Origin of the sequence: Bianquea renquensis, assembly GCF_014384895.1 — a bacterium.
Classification (GTDB): domain Bacteria; phylum Bacillota; class Clostridia; order Lachnospirales; family Bianqueaceae; genus Bianquea; species Bianquea renquensis.
Genome location: NZ_JACRSQ010000030.1, coordinates 17,259 through 38,925 on the forward strand (window position 1 = coordinate 17,259; position 21,667 = coordinate 38,925).

General features: G+C 49.2%; 17 protein-coding genes. 12 read left to right on the top strand and 5 right to left on the bottom strand.

Annotated features, from left to right (window positions below; translation table 11 throughout):
• Positions 1-10: 10 nt before the first annotated feature.
• Positions 11-3,001 carry a vitamin B12-dependent ribonucleotide reductase gene (locus H8730_RS14550; RefSeq protein WP_177719829.1) on the bottom strand — a complete coding sequence of 997 codons (2,991 nt, stop codon included), beginning with the start codon at positions 2,999-3,001 and terminating at the stop codon, positions 11-13.
• 384 nt (positions 3,002-3,385) lie between these two features.
• On the opposite strand from H8730_RS14550, the gene H8730_RS14555 reads away from it, so the two are divergent.
• Both H8730_RS14555 and H8730_RS14560 read left to right on the top strand, forming a co-directional pair.
• Positions 3,386-4,036: a single-stranded DNA-binding protein gene (locus H8730_RS14555; protein WP_177719830.1), complete on the top strand. Its 651-nt coding sequence runs from the start codon at positions 3,386-3,388 to the stop codon at positions 4,034-4,036.
• A 1-nt stretch (position 4,037) separates the two neighbouring features.
• Positions 4,038-4,568, top strand: coding sequence for a cob(I)yrinic acid a,c-diamide adenosyltransferase (locus H8730_RS14560; protein ID WP_249290066.1), 531 nt, complete (start codon positions 4,038-4,040; stop codon positions 4,566-4,568).
• Between the two features lie 72 nt (positions 4,569-4,640).
• Here the strand turns inward: H8730_RS14560 and dapB are convergent, their stop codons facing one another.
• Positions 4,641-5,393: a 4-hydroxy-tetrahydrodipicolinate reductase gene (gene dapB, locus H8730_RS14565; protein WP_177719832.1), complete on the bottom strand. Its 753-nt coding sequence runs from the start codon at positions 5,391-5,393 to the stop codon at positions 4,641-4,643.
• A 26-nt stretch (positions 5,394-5,419) separates the two neighbouring features.
• A complete protein-coding gene (gene dapA, locus H8730_RS14570) occupies positions 5,420-6,319 on the bottom strand; it encodes a 4-hydroxy-tetrahydrodipicolinate synthase (protein WP_177719833.1) in 900 nt (299 codons plus the stop codon).
• Positions 6,320-6,484: 165 nt separating this feature from the next.
• On the opposite strand from dapA, the gene larE reads away from it, so the two are divergent.
• The 5 genes from larE (at position 6,485) to H8730_RS14590 (ending at position 12,162) form a co-directional block, all read left to right on the top strand.
• Entirely contained in the window at positions 6,485-7,285 is an 801-nt protein-coding gene (larE, locus tag H8730_RS14575; protein ID WP_249290073.1) for an ATP-dependent sacrificial sulfur transferase LarE, read from the top strand.
• 26 nt (positions 7,286-7,311) lie between these two features.
• Positions 7,312-8,076, top strand: coding sequence for a nickel pincer cofactor biosynthesis protein LarC (gene larC / locus H8730_RS17735; RefSeq protein WP_177719835.1), 765 nt, complete (start codon positions 7,312-7,314; stop codon positions 8,074-8,076).
• The gene (larC2, locus tag H8730_RS17740) at positions 8,076-8,504 is read left to right on the top strand and encodes a nickel pincer cofactor biosynthesis protein LarC2 (RefSeq protein WP_177719836.1); all 429 of its coding nucleotides are present in this window, start codon (positions 8,076-8,078) and stop codon (positions 8,502-8,504) included. The genes larC and larC2 overlap by 1 nt, the downstream gene beginning before the upstream one ends.
• A gap of 49 nt (positions 8,505-8,553) precedes the next feature.
• Positions 8,554-9,354 carry a hypothetical protein gene (locus H8730_RS14585; protein ID WP_177719837.1) on the top strand — a complete coding sequence of 267 codons (801 nt, stop codon included), beginning with the start codon at positions 8,554-8,556 and terminating at the stop codon, positions 9,352-9,354.
• A gap of 1,071 nt (positions 9,355-10,425) precedes the next feature.
• A complete protein-coding gene (locus H8730_RS14590; protein WP_177720052.1) occupies positions 10,426-12,162 on the top strand; it encodes a TIM-barrel domain-containing protein in 1,737 nt (578 codons plus the stop codon).
• 38 nt (positions 12,163-12,200) lie between these two features.
• Here the strand turns inward: H8730_RS14590 and H8730_RS14595 are convergent, their stop codons facing one another.
• Positions 12,201-13,739 carry a response regulator gene (locus H8730_RS14595; protein ID WP_177720053.1) on the bottom strand — a complete coding sequence of 513 codons (1,539 nt, stop codon included), beginning with the start codon at positions 13,737-13,739 and terminating at the stop codon, positions 12,201-12,203.
• Entirely contained in the window at positions 13,732-15,573 is a 1,842-nt protein-coding gene (locus H8730_RS14600) for a sensor histidine kinase (RefSeq protein ID WP_177720054.1), read from the bottom strand. Before H8730_RS14600 ends, H8730_RS14595 begins: the two co-directional genes overlap by 8 nt.
• 198 nt (positions 15,574-15,771) lie before the next feature.
• Here H8730_RS14600 and H8730_RS14605 point away from each other — a divergent pair, with 198 nt between their 5' ends.
• The 5 genes from H8730_RS14605 to H8730_RS14625 all read left to right on the top strand — a co-directional run bounded on the left by H8730_RS14605 (position 15,772) and on the right by H8730_RS14625 (position 21,522).
• The gene (locus tag H8730_RS14605; RefSeq protein ID WP_177720055.1) at positions 15,772-16,734 is read left to right on the top strand and encodes an ABC transporter permease; all 963 of its coding nucleotides are present in this window, start codon (positions 15,772-15,774) and stop codon (positions 16,732-16,734) included.
• A 21-nt stretch (positions 16,735-16,755) separates the two neighbouring features.
• A complete protein-coding gene (locus H8730_RS14610) occupies positions 16,756-17,667 on the top strand; it encodes a carbohydrate ABC transporter permease (RefSeq protein ID WP_177720056.1) in 912 nt (303 codons plus the stop codon).
• A gap of 66 nt (positions 17,668-17,733) precedes the next feature.
• Positions 17,734-19,380, top strand: a complete 1,647-nt coding sequence (locus tag H8730_RS14615) for a type 2 periplasmic-binding domain-containing protein (RefSeq protein WP_177720057.1) — start codon at positions 17,734-17,736, stop codon at positions 19,378-19,380.
• Between the two features lie 21 nt (positions 19,381-19,401).
• Positions 19,402-20,541, top strand: a complete 1,140-nt coding sequence (locus H8730_RS14620; protein WP_177720058.1) for a glycoside hydrolase family 27 protein — start codon at positions 19,402-19,404, stop codon at positions 20,539-20,541.
• A 177-nt stretch (positions 20,542-20,718) separates the two neighbouring features.
• Positions 20,719-21,522, top strand: a complete 804-nt coding sequence (locus tag H8730_RS14625; RefSeq protein WP_177720059.1) for a ZIP family metal transporter — start codon at positions 20,719-20,721, stop codon at positions 21,520-21,522.
• The last annotated feature ends 145 nt before the right edge of the window (positions 21,523-21,667 follow it).

The following is a 21,667-nucleotide window of genomic DNA, read 5'->3' on the forward strand; positions in this document are numbered from 1 at the left end:
CAGCGGCCTGTCAGCTACACCCTGTCGTCGTACCGCACTCGGTACAGATCTTGCACGTTCCATTCCGGACCATTTTCGTGCTTTTGCAGTTGGGACAGATATCGCCGTACAATATCTCGGACGTCTCCGCTGCGCCGGAAGGTTCTGTCGCCTGTGCGACAGGCAGGGGCGATGAGTCAATGGAAATTCCAGTCTGCCAATCCGGTGGCTTGATCTGACAGTAGGTGAAGTCACCAGTCTCAATATCGATGATCTTGCTGATCAAGTCGGAGATGGAATCCGCGCTCTTAATGTAGGGATGCCCTTTTACAAACCCGCTGGGCTCATACTTTTGACCGCGGTACATCTTGGCAATATTTTTTGGCGGAACCCCGTATTGAAGCATCTCCGAGATCGTGGTGGATAGGCTATCCAGTAATCCCTTAACGAGAGAGCCCTGGCGTCCAGCGGAAATATAGACCTCACCGAGACGGCCATCGTCATAGAAAGATGTGGTGACATATAATTTCAGCCCGCCTATCTCAGCGGCATGGACGTGGGCGTTTCGGATGCCGGTGGGCTTTATGCGGAGAGGTTCCTTCGGAGCGGTTTCGCGATTTGGGGCGGCTTGTTGGAGGGAGCGCGCCAACTCCAGCAACTCAGGGTACGTCATATTGTCGAGATCGTCATGGCCGCTATCCCCGTCCATAGTGCTGTTTAGCGGTTGGGACGCTTTGCATCCATCTCGATAGAGCGCAATCGACTTAACACCTAGCTTCCAGGAAAGCTCATAGATTTCTTTAATGTCATCCACCGTTGCGTCATGGGGAAGATTGACCGTTTTGCTGATGGAGCCAGACACGTGGGGAGCCAGCGCCGCCATCATATCCACATGGCCTCGGGGAGAGATGAACCGCTGTCCGCTTCCGCATTTGTTGGCGGTATCGAAGACGGGGAGATGCTCCGGCTTCAAATGCGGCGCCCCCTCAATCTTGCCATCCTTGACGAAGGAATACTCGGACGACACATCCTTTTCCATGACATAATCGACGATGTCCTGGATCTCCCTGGCATTGTACCCTAACTTGTTGAGGGCCACGGGCATGGCGGGATTGATGATTTCCATTCCACCGCCGCCGCTTAGTTTCTTGTAGGCGACATGGCTGAAAAACGGTTCTGATGAGGTCGTCGCGCAATCCATGGCGAAGGCAATCGTGCCCGTGGGCGCCAAGACAGAGACTTGTGCATTGCGAAAACCGTATTCTGTGCCAGCGGCAATGGCTTTATGCCAGACATCTGACAGGGTAGCCACCATGTCGGCCTGTCCCATATCCACCAGCAGCGCATTGGAAATTTGGACGGGGGTATAATTGAGAGATTCGAACTGACAGTCAGATTCGTCATAGGAAGCGGCGCGGGCATGATTGCGGATGACGCGCAGCATGGAATCCCTGTTGTGGGAGTACATGGGGAAAGGCCCGACACGCTTTGCGAAAAGGCTGGATACAAAATAGGAGTATCCAGTGACCATGCTCATGAGCGCAGCAGCTAGATTGCGGGACTGAGGCGAGTCGTAGGGCAGCGCCATGACCATAAACAGGTAGCCGAGATTGGTAAGCCCCAACCCGGTGGTCCGAAATTCATAGGATTTGCGGGCGATATCCTCCGTCGGGAATTGCCCCCAGTGGATGGTCGCCTCCAGCGCAATCTGGACAAAGCCGATGGCGTGAAGATAGCCCTCCAGGTCGAAGGAGTCCGTCTCCATAGTATAGAAGCGGGCGATATTGATGCTGGCTAGATTGCAGGCCGTGTCATCCAGGAACATGTATTCGGAACAGGGGTTGCTGGCATTGATTCGGTTGTGCTTTGCGTCCAACTCGCCGTCCTCCCCAGCAGGGCAGGTGTGCCATGCGTTGATAACGTCATCGTACTGAACGCCAGGATCGCCGCATTTCCACGCAGCCAGCGCGATTTCCTGCCAGAGTTTTGAGACGGGAATGTCCTCCGAGCGGTTCTCGTCAATGCGCCCCACAGTGCGCCAGGAGGCATTCTCATCGTGGAGCAGTTTCATAAAGGCGTCGGGAATGCGGACGGAATTGTTGGCGTTCTGGCCGGATACGGTGTTGTACGCCTCCCCGTCAAAATGCGTCGAGTATCCCATCTTCCCAAGGGCGCGCACTTTGTCTTCTTCCTTGGATTTCCATGTTATGTATTCCAGAATATCCGGGTGGTCGAGATCCAAAATGTTCATCTTGGCAGCCCGGCGAGTCGTCCCGCCAGATTTGATCGCCCCAGCATTTTGGTCAAATACTTTCAGGAAGCTCAGAAGCCCGGAGGACTTGCCTCCGCCGGAAAGAGTCTCGTCATGGGCGCGGATGCTGGACCAGTTCGAGCCGACGCCAGAACCGTATTTAAACAGCCGGGTCTCCGTGGTCAGCTCATCGGTTATGGATTTTGGGCCGAGGAGGGAATCCTCGACACCCACGATGAAACAGGCGGAGCCCTGTGTTCTCGTGTAGGCGTCCTGAGAGGAGAGAACCTGATGCTGGGCGGGATCGTAGTAAAAATGGCCCTGTGCCGGAGAGTCGATATTATATTTGAGCTTTAAGCCGGTGTTGAACCACTGTGGACTATTGGGCGCCCAGATCTGTGCCAGCAACATGTAGGCAAGCTCATCATAGACGATGGCGCTCTCATCTTCTGTCAGAAGACCTTCATCCACAGCGGCCGCTGTCCAGAAAGAGACCATACGGTCTACAACCTGCCGCAGAGAGTACTCATAGCCTCGGTCGTTGGGAACGCCTTTTTTACGGAAATATTTGCTGGCAATGATATTACACGCCGTCTGCGAGTAGAACTCGGGAAATTCAAGATCTTTCATATCGATTAGGACTTTGCCCGTGGAATAATCCTGCATAAACACATCCACTGATTTCCAGGTAAATAAGTCATAAACCGTTGAACAGGGCCCATCAGCAAGCGGTCTTGTATAATAGCGCTTGATCAATGCCGATAATTCCATAAATGTTCCTCCTTCAAATCGTGTATGCTATATATTGTACCATATTTTTAGAGAAAAGCAATATATTGTAGATTAAGATAGTATTCTTTATGGCAGCCTTTAGGATATATGATCAATATTTGGGGAAAGTTGGCGATGGCAACGCAGCAGCAGAAAAATTACTTAATATTTTTTAAAATTCTAAAAATACATGAAAGCTAGAAAATATCATACAATATGTAACATGCAAAAGAGAAACCCTCGTATCCCAAAATCGAAGGCGGATATAGGCGTAAAGAACAATGGAGAAAATCGAAAATTATAAAAAACTGCTTCTAAAACTCCGGAGAAAGGAATACACATGATATTGTTAATAAACACAGGACTAAGGAAGGGAGATAAACGATGGCAGAACAGATTATAAAAAACAATATCGCGGAAATTTCCGGCAAGGTTGTCTCTGAATTTACGTACAGCCATGAAGTCTATGGTGAAGGGTTTTATTCATTTAATGTGGAGGTGCCGAGGCTATCGGATTCCTTTGATATCATTCCCGTTATGGTGTCCGAGCGCTTGCTCGATGTGACAACCTCCTATGTCGGTCAGTATGTCATCGCACAGGGACAGTTCCGCTCTTACAACAAACACGAGGATGGCAAGAGCCGTCTGCTCCTGTCCGTGTTTGTCCGTGAAATTCACATTGTGTCAGAACCCATTACTGGTAATCCCAACAGCATCTTCCTAGATGGATTTATCTGCAAAAAGCCAATTTATCGCAAAACACCGCTTGGCAGAGAGATTACAGACTTACTGCTGGCTGTAAACCGGCCGTATAATAAATCGGACTACATCCCGGCAATTGCCTGGGGGCGAAACGCTAGGTTCGCGCAGAACTTGGAAATCGGCACAAATTTGTGCATTTGGGGGCGCATCCAAAGTCGTACCTATCAGAAGAAGGCCGGCGACGACGCCCAGGTTAGCACAAGAATTGCGTACGAGGTTTCCATATCCAAGATGGAAATCTCAAAAAAGGATGAAGAAAAACAAGGTGAGTGAGATGCGTACGGGTTTGGTTCACGCATATTTCGGAGAGGGGAAAGGAAAGTCGACGGCGGCTCTCGGGTTGGGACTTCGCTGTGCCGGTTCAGGCATGACCGTATTTGTGATTCAGTTTTTGAAATCCAGCCAGAGCGGTGAATTGGAAGCGGTCAAGCGATTGGAGCCAGCGTTCAAAATATTTCGATTTGACAGAATGCGGAGAGAGATCTGGCCCTCCACAGCGCAGCAGATGGAGGAGTCTCGAAAGGACTCAGCAAATGCCATGCAGTTTGCCCGCAAGGTGATGAGCGCGCATCAGTGCGATGTTTTAATTCTCGATGAGGTTTTGACTGCCATTGCGCAGAGAATTGTGGAGTTGAATGAGGTGCTGGACTTAATCGAGAAAAAACCCACAGATATCGAGATCGTTGTGACAGGCAAAACTCTTCCGGATGCAATCTACCGCCGATCCAACTACGTGACAGAAATGAGACTGTGGAAACATCCGCGTCAGGATGGAATCGAGGCGAGAGAGGGAATCGAATATTAATTTTGGAGTTAGGAAAAGAGGCATTCAGCTTGCTCATGGAGAACACGGTGAATGCCTCTTTTTTGTCGAACATCAGCCGATGAGCTGTGTCATGTCATAGAGCCCCGGGGCTTTGCCAAGTAGAAATTTTGCAGCGTTGACCGCACCGATGGCGAAGATCTCCTTGCTCAAGGCCGTATGCTTGATTTCCACCAGTTCATCCCGTCCGGCAAACAGCACCGTATGTTCCCCCACGATTGTACCGCCTCGGACAGCACTGATGCCTATCTCCTTCGGATCCCGTTTTTGGCGCTTGGCCGACCGGTCCAGTTCAAAGAAATATTCGTCCCCCAATTCGTCCTTCAGCGCCTCTGCCATGGAAAGCGCGGTGCCGCTGGGAGCGTCGATTTTCTGGTTGTGATGGCGCTCAATAATCTCCACGTCAAATCCCGCCGGCGCCAGGATGGAGGCAGCTTTGCGGCACAGAGCCGTTATCAGATTGACGCCGAGAGACATATTGGCGGAATAAAAAATAGGAATTTCTTCTGCGGCAGCGGCAACGGCTTGGCGCTGAACCTCGCTGAGCCCAGTCGTACAGAGTACTAACGGCTTGGACAGGGATGTACACTGGGCCAGCAGGGAATCGATGGCGGCGGCGGTGGAGAAGTCGATCACGACATCAAAAGGTTCCTGGCAGTCTGTGACGGAGGAATAAATGGGGTATTCCGTACCTGTGGATTGAAGATCCACCCCGCAAGTGATGGAACTGGAGGGATCTTCCGCCACAATCTGGGAGATGACTCGGCCCATTTTGCCATTACAGCCGTGCATACATAGGGAAATCATTGTATCAACATCCTTTCATTATTCAATTATTCATGTCTCTCATCGAGAGCTCCAAAGTCCAACAACACTTTGCGCAGATGTTCAAGGCTGGCAGAATCCGGGGAAGCAAGAGGAGGACGGCAAGCCCCCGCATTGCGTCCCAGCAGCGCGGAGGCGGCTTTAATAGGCGCTGGGCTGATGTCCACCGATAAGGCGCGAAAGATAGGGGTTAACTGCAATTGCAGGTTCAGGCTCGCAGCGGTGTCCTGGCGGCTATACGACATGATGAGGTCGTGGAGTTGACGAGGAAAAAGATTAGCGGCCGCAGATATGGCGCCTTTTGCTCCAAAGGCCAGCATCGGCAGGATGGTGTCATCGCTTCCGGCGTACAGGGTGAGCGAATCACGGCACAGCGACAGGATCTCCGAAATGGCAGTGAAATTGCCGCTGCCATCCACCAGATCCTCCACTATATGATTTCGGCACAGTTCTGCAATTAGCTTAGGAGTCATGGTATATCCAGTGCGGAGAGGAATATTGTAGGCGATGACGGGAATCGCGGATTTGGACGCCAAGTATTTATAGTGATCAAAGATCCCCCTCTGGTTCATTCGACAGTAAATGGGAGGAGGTACCAGCACGCCGTCTGCGCCAGCCTTAACGGCCTGAACAATGAGATCAGCAGCGCTTTGGGTGGAAACCGTCGCGATTTCAAACAGCAGCGGAACTCTCTTTTTGACCTTTGCACATACAAATTCCAGATACTCTATCCGCTCAGATTCGGAGAGCGCCGTACCCTCGCCCATAGAACTTAGGCCGATCAGGGCGTCGGAATGGTGAAGCAGCTGGAACTCGATCAGCTGCTCTAATGTGACATAGTTAATCTTGTCACCGTTCTCTGTAAATGGGGTGATGAATGCGGTGCAAGATCCTTCAAATACAGCCATGGGGGAAACCTCCTAACCTATTCTCCACCGCGCTATGCCAGTGACTATGCTTATCATAGCATATCGATTGGCGACTGTCAATGTGCGCTTGACATTCAATTTTGGGTATGCTATCATGAGTTTGGCAGTGAATCCGGCAGAAAGCAGGAGGATCAGGTGGAGAATATGGCGGATACGATGCGACAAAAGGAAGAGATATTGCGAGACAGAATCACATCCATGGAGAGCATGGTGTTGGGCTTCAGCGGCGGCGTAGATTCTACGCTTTTAGCGTATGTCGGAACGGAGCTGTTGAAGGATCGCTGTCTGTGTGTCACGGTGAGAGAGGCCTATCATTCTCAGGAAGAATTTGAAGAGAGCGTCCAGCTGGCAGAGACATTGGGATTTCGTCAGAAAGTCTATACCCGTGGGCTTGTGGACAGAGACTTTATAAGGCTTAATCCAAGAGACCGTTGCTATGCCTGCAAGCGGGAGATTTTTTCTTTTTTGGAATCGATTCGCGCGCAGGAGGGATTTCGATATTTAGCAGATGGCAGCAACGTCGATGACCTTGGGGATTACCGTCCAGGGCTTCGGGCTCTAAAGGAGCTGCACGTGAGAAGTCCTCTGCGGGAAGCGGGATTGACGAAGGAGGATATCCGGAACCTCTCAAGAAAGTATGGCTTGCCCACTTGGAATAAGCCTGCCTTTGCCTGCCTGGCGTCGCGCATCCCCTATGGGGAGGAAATAACGCCGCAGAAGCTTCGGCAGGTGGAAGCGGGAGAGAGGATTCTCAGAGATCTTGGGTTTGTGCAATATCGCCTTCGTCACCATGGGGATATAGCAAGAATCGAAGTGGCAAGGCAGGAGAGAGCGCGATTTTTCGATGAAGCTTTGCTTGATCAGCTGGGGGAACAGCTCAGACAAGTGGGATTTCGGTACGTTACCATTGATGTTATGGGATATCAGATGGGAAGCCTAAACTAGCATACACGGGAAGAAGGGAATAGACGATGGACAAGACAATTTTATATTTTCAATGTTCTTCTGGAATCAGCGGAGATATGACGGTTGCGGCGCTGCTGGATTTGGGGATCGACGAGAAACGGTTTCTTGAAGAATTGGCAAAATTGCATTTGGAGGGATACTCGACTGTCATCCGACACATGGAGAAGGATGGAATCACGGGTACAGATTTTCAAGTTTTGCTGGAGCAAGCAGAGGAGGACAGCGAACATCACCACCACGGGCACAGAGGTCTCGCGGAGATCCAGGCGATGATTGAAAATAGTACAGTGAGCCAAAGGACGAAGGAGTTAAGTATCGCCATCTTTCAGAATGTGGCGAAGGCAGAGGCTAAAATTCATGGAAAGCCTGTTGAGCAGGTTCATTTCCATGAGGTTGGGGCGGTGGATTCCATCGTCGATATCGTTGGTTGCGCTATCTGTATTGATCTATTGGGCGTCGATGAGATTTATGCGTCACCGGTTCATACCGGGACGGGCTTTGTCCAATGCCAGCATGGCTGGCTGCCAGTACCGGCGCCTGCCACGTTGGAACTGTTAAAAGGAAAACCGATTTATTCGAAAGGAATCGAGCATGAATTGGTGACGCCCACAGGCGCAGCGATTCTTGTCACGTTGGCCGCTGACTTCGGCCCGGTGCCGGACATGGTGCTGGAGGGGGTCGGATATGGATTTGGGAAAACAGAGTTGCCCATTAAGAATATGTTGCGGGTTTTGAAGGGTAAAAAAAAACCACAGTTGAAGCTGACATAATGGTTCTTGAGACCAATATTGACGATATGCAGGGGGAAGCGTATTCCTATTTGATGGACAGCCTTTTTTCTGTGGGCGCTCTGGATGTATACTACACTCCGATTTTTATGAAAAAGAATCGGCCGGCTGTCATGGTTCGAGTTTTGATTCCGGAGCATCTTGTGGAACGAGCAGAAGAAGTCTTGTTCCGCGAGACAACAACGCTGGGGGTTCGGCGGTATCCCGTGGGGCGTACTATGTTGGAACGAGAATATGGGACAGTCACAACACCTTGGGGAGAATGCCGGATTAAGAGGGGGTATTATAAAGGGGAGTTGATCAAGCAGGCTCCAGAATATGAGGATGTGAAGGCTATGGCCCTGCGCTGTCATAAACCCTTTTTAGAACTGTATCAGACGATTCAAAAATTGGCAAACTGTAGCGAGTAAACAGTATGATTTTAAAGGTATTCAATATAGTGCGGATTGGAGGACAGATATGGCGGAGCTTCTGCAAGAGCGGGAAGACTGTCTGGCGCGTCTGCGCCAGGAATACCTCTTCACCTTCCTCAAGATTCAGCAGCTGACTAAAATTTTGGCAAATGCCATCCGGGGAACTTTGGTCAAGAAGAAGGTGGGAAAGTATTGTTATTATGATCTCCAGGTCTGGGAGAAGGGCAAGCGAAAGCGGACCTATGTCAGGAAGAAACAGCTGGAGGAGCTCCGCCGGCAGGTGGAGCTGCGGCAACATCAGGAGCGGCAGCTTCGGGGATTGAAGGACTATCTGGAGGAGCTCCGCAAGTGCCTGCGACATTTTCGCGTGAAGGTGGAGACCATCGTGGAGAACTATCGAGACGAAGGGCGGGAGCGAATGAGGCAAGTGCGGGAGAAGAAGCTGGACCAGATGGCAGCCCGACAGATGCCATATGGAAGTAATTTGAAGTATCGAACTTTGCGAGGGGAGCTTGTGAGATCGAAGTCGGAACTGACACTGGCGAATCTGTTTTTTACCATGGGGATCCCCTATGAATATGGGCCCATGCTGAGGCTGGGGGAGGTGGAAGTGGAAGCGGACTTCAAGGTGGGATCGAAGCTGGACGCAAGGTTGTGGTACTACTGGGAACATTGCGGGAGAATGGACGATAAGGAGTACGTAGACCGCTTCGGGAAAAAGATGGCCCTGTACCGGATCAACGGGTACCGGGAAGGAAAGAATCTGATTACGACGTACGAAGACGCGGAGAGCGGGCTGGACACGCAGGAGATTCTGAATATATTGAAAGTGAACCGAATCCTATAGGGGACGGAGTAAAAGGATTTGAGGGGAGTGTTTTTTTAATTTTTTTCAAGAGAAGTGTCACGGCGTCAGATGGACGGCGTTTTTTTATTGTCGTTATACAAAGAAGAGAAGGAAGACATCTCGCCCCTAAAAATATAAAGACATAGAGAAGGCAAGCCACTAAAAACGGAAGGCGACCAAGCGGACAAGGAGAAGGGGAAGACATCCCGCCCCTAAAAACGAAAGACAGTAGAGTCGACTATACAAAAAGGCGACGGCAAGCCGCTAAAAAGGAAGGCGACTAAGCGGACAAGGAGAAGAGGAAGACATCCCGCCCCTAAAAACGAAAGACAGTAGAGCCGACTATGCCAAAAGGAGGCGGCAAGGCGCTAAAAACGGAAAGCGACTAAGCGACAAAGAAGAAGAGGAAGACATCCCGCCCCTAAAAACAAAAGACAGTAGAGCCGACTATGCCAAAAGGAGACGGCAGGCCGCTAAAAACGGAAGGCGACTAAGCGGACAAGGAGAAGGGGAAGACATCTCGCCCCTAAAAACGAAAGACAGTAGAGTCGACTATGCCAAAAGGCGACGGCAAGGTGCTAAAAACGGAAGGCGACCAAGCGACAAAGAAGAAGAGGAAGACATCCCGCCCCTAAAAACAAAAGACAGTAGAGCCGACTATGCCAAAAGGAGACGGCAAGCCGCTAAAAACGGAAGGCGACTAAGCGACAAAGAAGAAGAGGAAGACATCCCGCCCCTAAAAACGAAAGACAGTAGAGCCGACTATGCCAAAAGGAGACGGCAAGCCGCTAAAAAGGAAGGCGACTAAGCGACAAAGAAGAAAAGGAAGACATCCCGCCCCTAAAAACAAAAGACAGTAGAAGCGAAGGTTTGAGCCAACGGTGTCGAGGTCCACCGCCTACAAGGTCAGTGGAAAGATTTCAGAAAATGTGTTCATGTTTTTGTTCTTCCGCTCACCCCATTGTTTCGGGAAAAAAAGTATGCTATATTGAAGCTATACGGAAGTGTAGTACTGAGGCACTAACAAGATATATTTCTCGCGTGAGCCCGCGGAGAAGGGAGCGATGACCCATGGAATGGCAGGCAGTTTCAAACGGATATGCTTTGCGAGGCGCTCGCTATGATGTCCGCCTCATTTTAGAAAAGGTACCTTTTTTTCAATTTGTCCTTGATGGAGTTTCCTTCGGAGAATTGCCCGCAGTCAGTTGTTTTGATCAAGCGGGACAAAAAGAAAAACTATCCCAGATCGAACTCAAACAGATGGACCTGCATGGCGATCGTCTAATCGTTATATTCCAGGCGACCAGTAATCTTTGGCAATCCCATAGGTTTATTTGGACATTTGAGAAGAAAGGCGCAGAGTATTCTCACATCATTCGAGGAAATGGAGCCCTGGGCCGCTGTTTCTTCTTTTCCAGTGGAATTCCAGGTGAATATGACGACGGGGAAAGCGGCGGCTCGGAAACCAATGCCAGATTGAATGTAGAGCACTATTTCAATCCTGCAGTGAATTTAGGAAATGTAGAAGAGTATACGATTTCTCAATTTTCTCGCACCGGTCTTAGCGGAGAATTCCAGATACCGGGGAACATTTTCCTCCCTGAACGCGCGTGTAGTCTGTTTGCCCCATCGCCACTCTTTTTCTCATTTTATGAAGGCGGAAGCGCCATGGGAATCGGATTGGGAACCGAGCCAGGACAGTATCGGTTCAACGCATTCGAATATTCTGGCGCGCGGAAAAAAGGTGCGTCATTTCACGTCCAATATTTCGGCTATACCGAGGCGGAAGGCGAATATACATCCCCTTCCATCTCCATCACATTTGGGAGCAGCCCATTTGATACATTAGAAAAACATGTGGATTGGCTGGATGTGAGAGGCTACGCCACTAGTTTTGCCAGCCAGGAAACGCCGGCGTGGCATCGCGCGCCAGTCTTTTGCGGGTGGGCAGAACAGACTGTGCAGTCAGAGCGTCACGGCACTGCGCCAGGCGCCGAGGCCACACAGGCCAATTATGAGGCTTGGATTGCGGAAGCCGAGCGCCGCAATATTCCCATATCCACCGTTGTGGTTGATGATAAGTGGCAAAAGTGGTATGGAACCTTTGAGGTCGATACAGAGAAATGGCCTGACATGAAAGGCTTTATAGAGCGACAGCATGCGGCAGGAAGACATGTACTCCTGTGGACAGCCAGTTATCATACGGAGGGCCTTCCGGAAGAATGGTGCATTCGAAACCGTGCAGGAAAAAAAGTATTTGCGGATGTGGCGAATCCGGCATACGAGGAGCTCATTCGAAGACAGATTTCTTACCTTGTTAGTGAAATTGGGGTGGATGGCTTCAAAGAGGACTGGATTGGCGGTTCCGGCAGGGAAGGGGATATTCCAGGATATGGAAAACTGCACGGCATAGAAATGGTACGCCGCTTTCAATTTATTCTGTGGGATGCCGCCCATCAAGCGAAGCCGGACGCAATGATTGAAACGCAGACACCCCATCCCTTATTCCGAGAGTCTTCCGATGCACTGCGCCTGAATGATCTCTGGTTCTCCTCCCGACATGTCTGTGAGACAATGCAGACAAGAGCGCGTATCGCCCGAATATGCGGCTGGAAAGTGATGGATTGTGACAATGCATCCTGCACAACAGCAGAAGAATGGTTTCGATACGCGCAGTTTCAAGTCCGGCTTGGAACCCCTGCCCTTTATTTTCTGAATGCAACAGAATCATTTCAGGAACAGATTCCAGATGCAATGTGGAGCTATTTAGCCGCTATTTGGAATCAATATATACGCGATAACTTTTAATCCACAAAACGAACCGGAGCCAGGTGGGCCGGTTCGTTTTATTTCGTATCCGTAAAGGAGGCTAAGCGCTTGCGGTATTCGCTAGGCGTAATCGTCTCACATTGTTTAAATAACTTTTCAAAATATCGCTCATCGGTAAATCCCGTTTTATGTGCAATCTCACAGATCTTGTCATCAGATGAGACAAGAAGCTCCTTTGCCTTCTGGATGCGCAAGTTCTGTAGATACGTGATAACACTCATCCCCGTTCTACTTTTAAAGATGCTGCTGAAATACGTGTAATTCAGAGACACCACATTGGCTAAAATTGTTAAGGTCAGCGGCTTGTGATAGTTCTGCTCCATATATTCGATCGCCTGCGATACCGCATCTTGCTTGACCCACCGATTTTTAAGCCGCTGCCGGCAAAAATTCTGCAAATTCTGCCGTACGCTGGCCTCCAACTGCTCCAAAGTGTCGGCACCGTCACTTATGGACAGCAAGGAGGAGGTTTCATAACTCATCTCCAGCTCCTGCCGGATAAAAATTTCCACATTGTGCAGGCAGTCAGGAATCATTTGAACAGAGGTCGGGGATGTGCGGAATTTTGAAAACAGAGAATCCACATCGTTTTCCACTGCCGCAATTTCCGGAAGCCGGAGGTCGCGGCAGAGATAATCACAGCATTGCAGAATTTGTGATTGGACCTTTGGTGGGCAGATTGTTGAGGTTTCCCACGAAAAGGTTAGGCTTGATTTGGCGGTAAAGCGCTGGTACAGTGCAGCTTCTGCCTTTATAGCGGTATCTTTCAGCTGAAAAATACTTTCTGCCGCAGGGCCAAAACCACAGAACAACTGGATAGAGTCATTGCTCTGGCATCGCTGTAGAAAGGCTTCCACGAAACGGGGCAGCGACTGGTAAGCCCTCTCCTCCGCCATAGAAAGATTAAGGACAGCGCAAAAAAAGCGCTTGAAAACCGGAAATACCAGATAATGAGTAAAAATTTCGGAGAGAAATGCGCTCACCCTTTGTTGCACGGCCCGACAGGAGACAGAGGCGTTATCATTGAGATGGAAGGCAAGAAAACCGAAGGGAGCTGCTTGAAAAAAGTTGTCCTCTGTGGAGAGAAGTAGGGAAACCGTTTCCTTTGGCAGGGCCTCACCCCATACCTCCCGCATCTGATCCAGCAAAATGCCTGAAAGAATCTGGGTCTGTGAGGCATGGCGGGTTAGATTCTTGATACAGCGAACCAAGGAGGCACGCAGCTCATCCGGATCCACCGGCTTGAGAAGATAATCTTCGATTCCCAGTTGGATGGCTGTTTTGGCATAGGAAAAATCATTGTAGCCGCTGATAATGATGCTCTGAAAATCACTCCGGATCTGCTGCATCCGGCGCAAAAGCTGGAGACCATCGCAGTTGGGCATTCGAATGTCGGTCATGACCAAATCGATCTTCTGCTGTGAAAAGATCTGGAGTGCTTGCTGGCCATCCTCCGCTAAATGGATCTCGCCGATGGGAAGCCCAAATCCTGCGGTAAGCTTTTGCAGCCCCATCAAGATGACAGGCTTATCCTCACAGATTAACAAATCATACATACACATCGTCCTTTTCATCTGTATCTTGCAAAGAAACATCCTGACAGGAAGCAGGAATTGCAAATTGAACAGAAGTTCCTAAACCTTGAACACTCGAAAACGAAATTCCGTATTGATCGCCATAAATTAGTTTGATGCGGGCATTAGTATTGTATAAGCCGATGGAAGTCTGCTGATTTCCGTACGTATAGGAGGTATGACCAACCCGCAGCTTGTCTTGAATTTGCGTTGCGATGTCTGCGGAAACGCCCACACCGTCATCCGTAATGATAAAATAGATGAGGCCATTCTCTTCTTTTACAGTAAGGCAAATATGGATTTCAGAGGAGCAGGAGACCACGCCGTGTTTGATAGAATTTTCAACAATTGGCTGTAATACAAAGCGGGGAATTGGGCAGGAGAGGAAATCATCCGGGACCTCCTTTTCAAAAACGCATTTTCTACCCTCGATAAGGTTCATAATGTGAATATAATCTTGTACCTCGTCAAGCTCCGTTTCCACAGGGGAAAGTTTAGAAGAATAATTGGCATAATAGCGCAGCAGCCGACCTAGGGAAGTTAGCGCTTGTGCGGTTTCCGTGTCATTCTCCAAAATGGCGTGCATTTTCAAACATTCCAGTGTATTGTAGAGAAAATGTGGGGAAATTTGTTGAGACAGCATTCGAATTTGCAAATTTTTGATTTGTAGTTGCTTTTCATAATTATTTTGGATCAAATTTTTGATTCGTGAGGCCATTGCATTGAGATTTTCTGTAATTTGATCGAGAAAGTCACTGCCCTGGACGGGCAATGCGATATCAAAATTGCTCTGTTGAATTTGGCGGATGGCGGCGTTGATCGTATCCGCGCGCTTCAAAAGCTTATTGACAAAGGCATTGGCAAAAAAACAGCTAGCGGCGATGCAAATAATAATGGTGATGAACCAGAGAAATCGACTCCGGCGGACGGGCTCTAGAATGACCCCCAAATCGCTGTGGCTGACTAGAACACAGTTGATGGCCGGGATGGAGCAAGCGTTGACCAGAAGAGTCTTACCGCTGTGGCGTAGCCTTTGATTTTGAATGGCATCTTCCTGAAACAGGTCGGCCAAAAGGGATGGCGCCTGCGTCGCCCACTCTGGGTCGGAGGTAAAGAGAATACTTCCCGACTCATGGTATAATGTATAGCCGGTGGCGCTGAAGTTGTCAGTGGAAATTTTTAGCGACTGAAAGATGCTATCAAAAGAAAGCTCATATTCCAAAAAGGTTTTGCTGGAGGCTGGAGTTAAAATGGGGAGAAAGATGGAGAGGGAGCCTCGTGTAGAGTATTCCATGAGATAATAGCTCCGTCCCTGCGACGAAAGCCGGACCACAGCCGTCGTATCCTCCAGCAGAGCGGCGATCTCATCAAAAAAATCAGCATTCTGGCTCTTATAGATATTTTGAACGGTCAGGTTGGAAAACAAATTTTCGTTGCGGGTATAAAACCGGATAGCGCTCATTTCCGGCGCTTCAGCCTCCTGGATGTAGGACAGAAGAGGGCGAAGCACTTTTATGTATTCCAGAACGTACTCCCCAACGTTGCTCTGCAGACAGAAAAAATTCGATATCTCTGTATTGGTGCTGATCTTTAAAGCATTGGACATGGCTTTATCCATCAATTGGTTGATGGAATTCACCTGCTGCTCGAAGGAGTGATGGAGGTTGTCGATTTCTCGGTTTTGAAGGGACATAATCTGCTTAGTAAAATATCCAAAGAGCAGAATCGTGGGGATGAGCGCAATAACACCAACGATACAGAGAATTTTTGTCTTGAATTTGACACTCCGGTATCGGTCGAGCAAAAAGCTAAGCATATCATTTCCTCCAGATCATCCAATTTGTATATAAATACTTATAGCCTTATGATAAAAGTAACATAGAGTGGATGAAATGTCAATGAAATCAGAAATATAACCACAAAATCCGAAAATAAAACATTGTAATAATAGCGCAATTTAGTATAATTTAAGCATAATTTTTATGATTTGCATTCATAGAAAAGAGGGATACTGATGGAGCTTTCGTTTCCCAAAAAGAATAAGATTCCTGAAAAAAGGCAATCCGTGCCGGAACAAAAATGGGCCAAGGTCAAGCGTCAACTCCCATATCAACTCATGGTATGGCCGGGTATGATTTTTCTCCTCATATTTTCCTACATTCCAATTGCGGGACTGGTCATTGCGTTTCAGGATTATTCCCTTTCTACATCGTATTTCAATAACCCATGGGTGGGACTTAAACATTTTCAGGCTTTCTTAAAAGACAGCACCTTTTGGATGGCATTTCGCAATACCATTGAACTCAGCCTGCTTCGCATGTTTTTTATTTTTCCTATGCCGATTTTCTTAGCCTTGGCAATCAACGAGATTCCGAGTCTGAAATTAAAAAAGGTCGTGCAGACGTGCAGTTATTTTCCGCATTTTATGGCTTTCGTCGTAGTTGCAGCGCTGTGGAAAGATATACTGAGCACCAACGGGCTTATCAACAATTTATTGCTGGAAGTAGGGTTGATCCGCACGCCGGTCAAGTTTTGGACGGACCCGAATAAATTTAAGGCATTGGCGACAATTGTGGATCTCTGGAAGGGGGCCGGGTGGAGCGCCATCATCTATTTTGCGGCCATTACGGGAATCAACAGTGAATTGTATGAGGCAGCCCGGATTGATGGCGCCGGCCGTTTTGCCCAAATGCGGCATATTACGTTTCCAGGGATTCTGAATACAATCATCATTATGTTTATCCTCAGCATTGGCGGGTTGGTATCCGGAAATCTAAATATCTCCGTGCTGCTGGGCAATTCCTTTACCAAATCCCAATCCTATATCATCGAATACTATACGCTGGACATGGGGCTTGGCACCATGCGGTATTCCTTTGCCACCGCCATCGGAATGTTCCAGTCTGTTATTTCCGTAATCCTTGTCATGCTGGCGAACTTTTTCTCCAATAAATACAAGCAGGTTGGACTTTTCTGATATGAAGGGGCGGTGAAAGGCATGAAGCGGGGGCACAGGGCAATTCGATTGACATCAGAGGACAAGATTGTAAACGGGCTGGCTATTTTGATCGCCCTCTTTGTCCTAATCGTAACAGTATATCCTATTTACTATTGCGTCATATACGCCTTTTCTGACGGCACGGCCGCCATGGCGCGCCAGATCTATTTTTTCCCAGTACAGGTCACGCTTTCAAATTTTAAAGCGGTGATCGAGGATTCGCTGTTGGTCAACAGTTTCATGATCAGTGTAGCCCGAACCGTATTGGCTGTCATTACCGGTGTTTCCTTCACCGCCTTTACGGCTTATGGACTCACCCGAAAGGAGTTGGCCGGGCGAAAAATCTACTCCATGATCGCAATGTTCACCATGTATTTCGGGGGAGGCGTCATTCCGACGTACCTGCTTTATCTGAAATTAGGGCTCATCAACAGCTTTGCCGTGTACATTCTTCCAAGTTTGCTGAGCGTCTATAATATGCTGCTGTGCATGGCCTTTTTCCGGGACATCCCAGAATCTCTGGTGGAGTCCGCCAAGCTAGACGGAGCAGGCGAGTTCAAAATCCTGGTCCGGATTATCGTCCCCCTTTCCACGCCGATTTTGGCGACCATTGGCCTATTTGTCGGCGTAGGAGCATGGAATGACTGGTACACAGCGGCTTATTTCGTAAATGATCAAAAGCTGATGCCCATGTCCACGATTTTAATGCGGCTTGTGAGCGCCGCGGATGCTGCCCAAAAGGCGATGGAGGCCGCTACAACTTCCGGGGCCAACGTCAATCGGTCAGGCCCGACCTCAACGTCGATCCAATATGCAACCTTGCTGGTCTCCATATTCCCTGTCATGTGTGTATACCCCTTTGTCCAAAAGTATTTTGTAAAGGGAGTCATGGTAGGTGCGATCAAGGCATAAATCCGTTCCCTGACTGGACGTGTATAGTGTCCGGTTTAGAAAATTAAAAAGAAAGAAGGAGTCAACATGAAAAAATCCCTCAAGATTATGGCTGGCAGTTTAGCGGTGCTAATGCTGGCGGCCACTGGCTGTGCGCAGACAGGAGGAGAATCCTCTTCCAGCAGTGATAGCAGTCAGGAGAGCCAGAATTCCGTCGTGCAAAGCGATGGATACGCCTATGAGGCGACGAATGATCCTGTGACCCTCTCCATCTATGTCGATGATCCGGGATCGCTTTGGGAATCCTGGGGCAGTGATCCTGTCTCGCAGCGCATAACGGAACTGACGGGAATTTCCTTCGAGTGCATTGCGCCGGTAACCGACGACGACACAAAGCTGACGCTTCTGATTTCCTCCAATGAGCTACCCGACATTGTAACCGCCGGCTGTTCCAGCACCGCCTGGGAAAGCATGGTCTCCAATGGAATGCTGGCTGATTTGGAGAAACTATCGGAAGAGTATGCGCCAAAACTTCGCAGTGAATTGGTTGACGACGAAATCTGGGAATACTGCCATGGCGATGACGGGACGGTTCGGTATCTGCTGGGGCATCATAACACAGAAGAAAGCCTCCAATGGCTTAAGGACAATGATTACTTAATTGCAACCAACCAACCGGTTATCCTGATGCGGCAGGATTATTATGAAGAGATCGGAGAGCCGGAAATTAAATCCGCTGAGGAGTTTATGGCGGCTTGTGAGACAATTAAAGCCAACCATCCTGACACGATTCCCTTCTACACCGGTGGCCTGACCACCAAAGGGCCCAGCTATCTGCGCTACTTCTTTGGGACTGGGATTTATTACGTTGATGAGGATGGAACCGTTTCCCAATCATATCGCAACCCCAAATATGTTGACATGTATGTATGGGTCAATGAGATGGTCAATAAAGGCCTCATGACAGAAGACAGTTTTGTGGACGGCTCATCGGAAAAGGACAGCAAATCTCTGGCCGGTGCAGTGGCATCTTACGCCTGGACCGTCGGGGAAACCGGAAAAGTTCCTGCGGATAATGCAGACACCTATTATTATCCCATGGAGCCGTGGGATACCTATGAGCAGGTTCGAACCAATTCTGGTTATATCCAGTTTGCGATTTCCGAAAAGTCAACGAACAAAGATGCTGCTATGCGGTGGCTGGAATTTGGTAATACAGAGCTCGGAGCCCAAACCATGTGCTGGGGTGTTGAAGGGGAGGAGAGCGATGGCTGGTCTGGCGATGTCGTCAATGGCCCACACTTCTACTTTGATGAGAACGGAAAGGCAACCTATTACCAGGGATTCCAGGAGGCCCGCAATGCGGACTGGTCCGGAGTGGAGAAGAAGAGCGGCCTTGGCTATTACTATAGCTATGTATTGACGAATGTAATCTATGGCACCGAGGCTGAAGTCATAAAGAGTGATTTAATGACACAGATGAACGAGTGGTACAGCGATAAAGTCACCTATAACAACGGCTTTATATTCAACATTCCGGCCGGCAGCGATGAATACATTGCGTATCAGACCATCAGCTCCCTGATTGAAGAGTACAATGTCAAATGGGCTTTCGCCAAGGACGAAGCGGAGGTGCGCAGCCTATATGAAGAATTCATCCAGAAAGTTGAGGCGGCGGATGAGGCCAAACTAAATGAATGGTACACCAAGACTTATGCAGACAACATTGGGTGACAAGGGAAAGGAAGTAAAAGAATGGTACTAAAACATCCTCCTATGGGCTGGAATACCTGGAACACCTTTGGGGAAGACATCAATGAAAAATTGATTATGGATACCGCCGATATCATGGCGGAGAGCGGCCTTTTGGAGGCTGGCTACGAGTATCTTGTCATTGATGACTGTTGGGCGGAGAGGGAGCGCGATCCCGCCACGGGAAAAATCGTGCCCGACAAAAAGAAATTTCCCAATGGCATGAAATTCGTCAGCGAGTATGTGCACAAAAAGGGGCTAAAATTTGGTATGTACTCCTGTGCAGGCGTGCGGACCTGCGCAAACTATCCGGGAAGCTTTGATCATGAATATCTGGATGCCCAAACCTTTGCCGAGTATGGCTGTGATTATCTGAAGTACGACTACTGCTTTAAGCCTGATTCCATCGACGGCCAGGTTCTATACCGCAGGATGGGGCTGGCCTTGCGGTCCTGCGGGCGGGATATCGTGTTTTCCATGTGCAACTGGGGCAAGGACGATGTCTGGTCTTGGGCACGCTCTGCGGGAGCGCATCTGTACCGCTCGACGGGTGATATCAGCGACAACTTTTCCTCCTTCAAAGAGATTGCGGTGAGTCAAATGCCGAAGCTCGGCTATTCCGCTACAGGCTGTTGGAATGATATCGATATGCTGACCTGCGGTATGTACGGCAAGGGCAATGTGGCCCTGGGCGGTTGCAGTGATGAGGAGTATGCGGCACAATTTGCACTCTGGTGCATTTTTGGCGTACCGCTGATGCTGGGGAGCGACCTGCGCAGCATGAATGAGGCGACGAAAAGGCTGGTCACCAACCGGGAGCTGATCCAGATAGATCAAGATCCCGATGGCCGCCCACCCCTGTGTCTCCCGTTGGATCAGGACTCGCAGGAGCGATTTGTGGTATTTAAATTGCTTTCCGACGGCGAGTATGCCCTAGGTTTCTTCAATATGAGCGACAAAAAGAGAATGCTGCCACTATACTTTGAGAAGCTCGGAATTCCATTTGCCAGCGGCTATGGGCTACAATTGACAGATGTGTTTACTGGAGAAACTCTTGAAGTGCAGAGAGAGTGCATGACGCCGTTGATCCCGGCCCACGAATGCCGGGTGTATCGCGCCAAAATGGTCAGAGTGGCGGGCTGACACGGAAACAGTCTGAGGGGCTGTCACAGAGCAGAATTCAATACCAGATGCAATAGGGTATAAAATTCTTGTTTTGGGGCAGCCCCTTCCGCAGTGGATGCATTCTAAATCGTACAAGGGATGCCAGTAACCTCCACCCTCTTATTTTAATATATTGACATGTAGGAGGGATGCGAGATGGATGAAATTGTGATTATGGCATTACTTGCAACACTTGGAACATGGTCTGTGACGGCTTTGGGCGCTGCCACGGTTGTCTTTTTTAAGACACCGAACCCAAAGGCTCTCAATCTAATGCTTGGCTTTGCCGCCGGGGTTATGATAGCCGCCAGCTTTTGGTCATTGCTTCAACCGGCCATCGAACGGGCTGAGGCAACTTCAAGTATGCCTGCGTATTTTGTTGCCACAGCCGGCTTTCTGTGCGGGGCTCTTTTTATGTGGGGGTCGGATAAGATTGTCTCCTATACGCAAGGCAGGGCAAACAGCTCGCAGGGAAGACCAAATGAACGCTTAAACAGAATTATTATGTTAGTTCTATCCATTACACTCCACAACATACCGGAAGGGCTGGCAGTTGGAGTTGCCTTTGGATCCTTACAAAATGGCAACAGTTCAATGGAAAGCCTTATGGGGGCTGTCACAATCGCAATCGGGATCGGATTGCAAAATTTCCCCGAAGGTGCAGCGGTATCCATTCCCCTGAGGAGGGAAGGATACTCCAGAAAAAAGAGCTTTTTGTTGGGGCAGGCTTCGGGGATGGTGGAACCGATTGCCGGCGTAATCGGCGCATTGTTAGTTGTCCATATAGAAGCCATATTGCCCTTTGCCCTTTCTTTTGCGGCAGGAGCCATGATTCTCGTGGCAGTCCACGAGTTGATTCCAGAATGCCAAAAGAATCAGTCCACGCAGCCATATTCTGCAACGATGGGAATCGTGTTAGGATTTGCCGTGATGATGCTGCTCGATGTTATGTTGGGGTAGGACAAAAGCGAAAAAATCTAAAATCTGTACGTTTGTCAATGATGTGAGACCGAAAAAGCGAAGGAGTTTGGAAGAGATATCGAGTTTGTTGACGAAGGGAGGGCGAAGCCCGACCGGAGTCAACAAACTCGGGAGGACTCCAAAT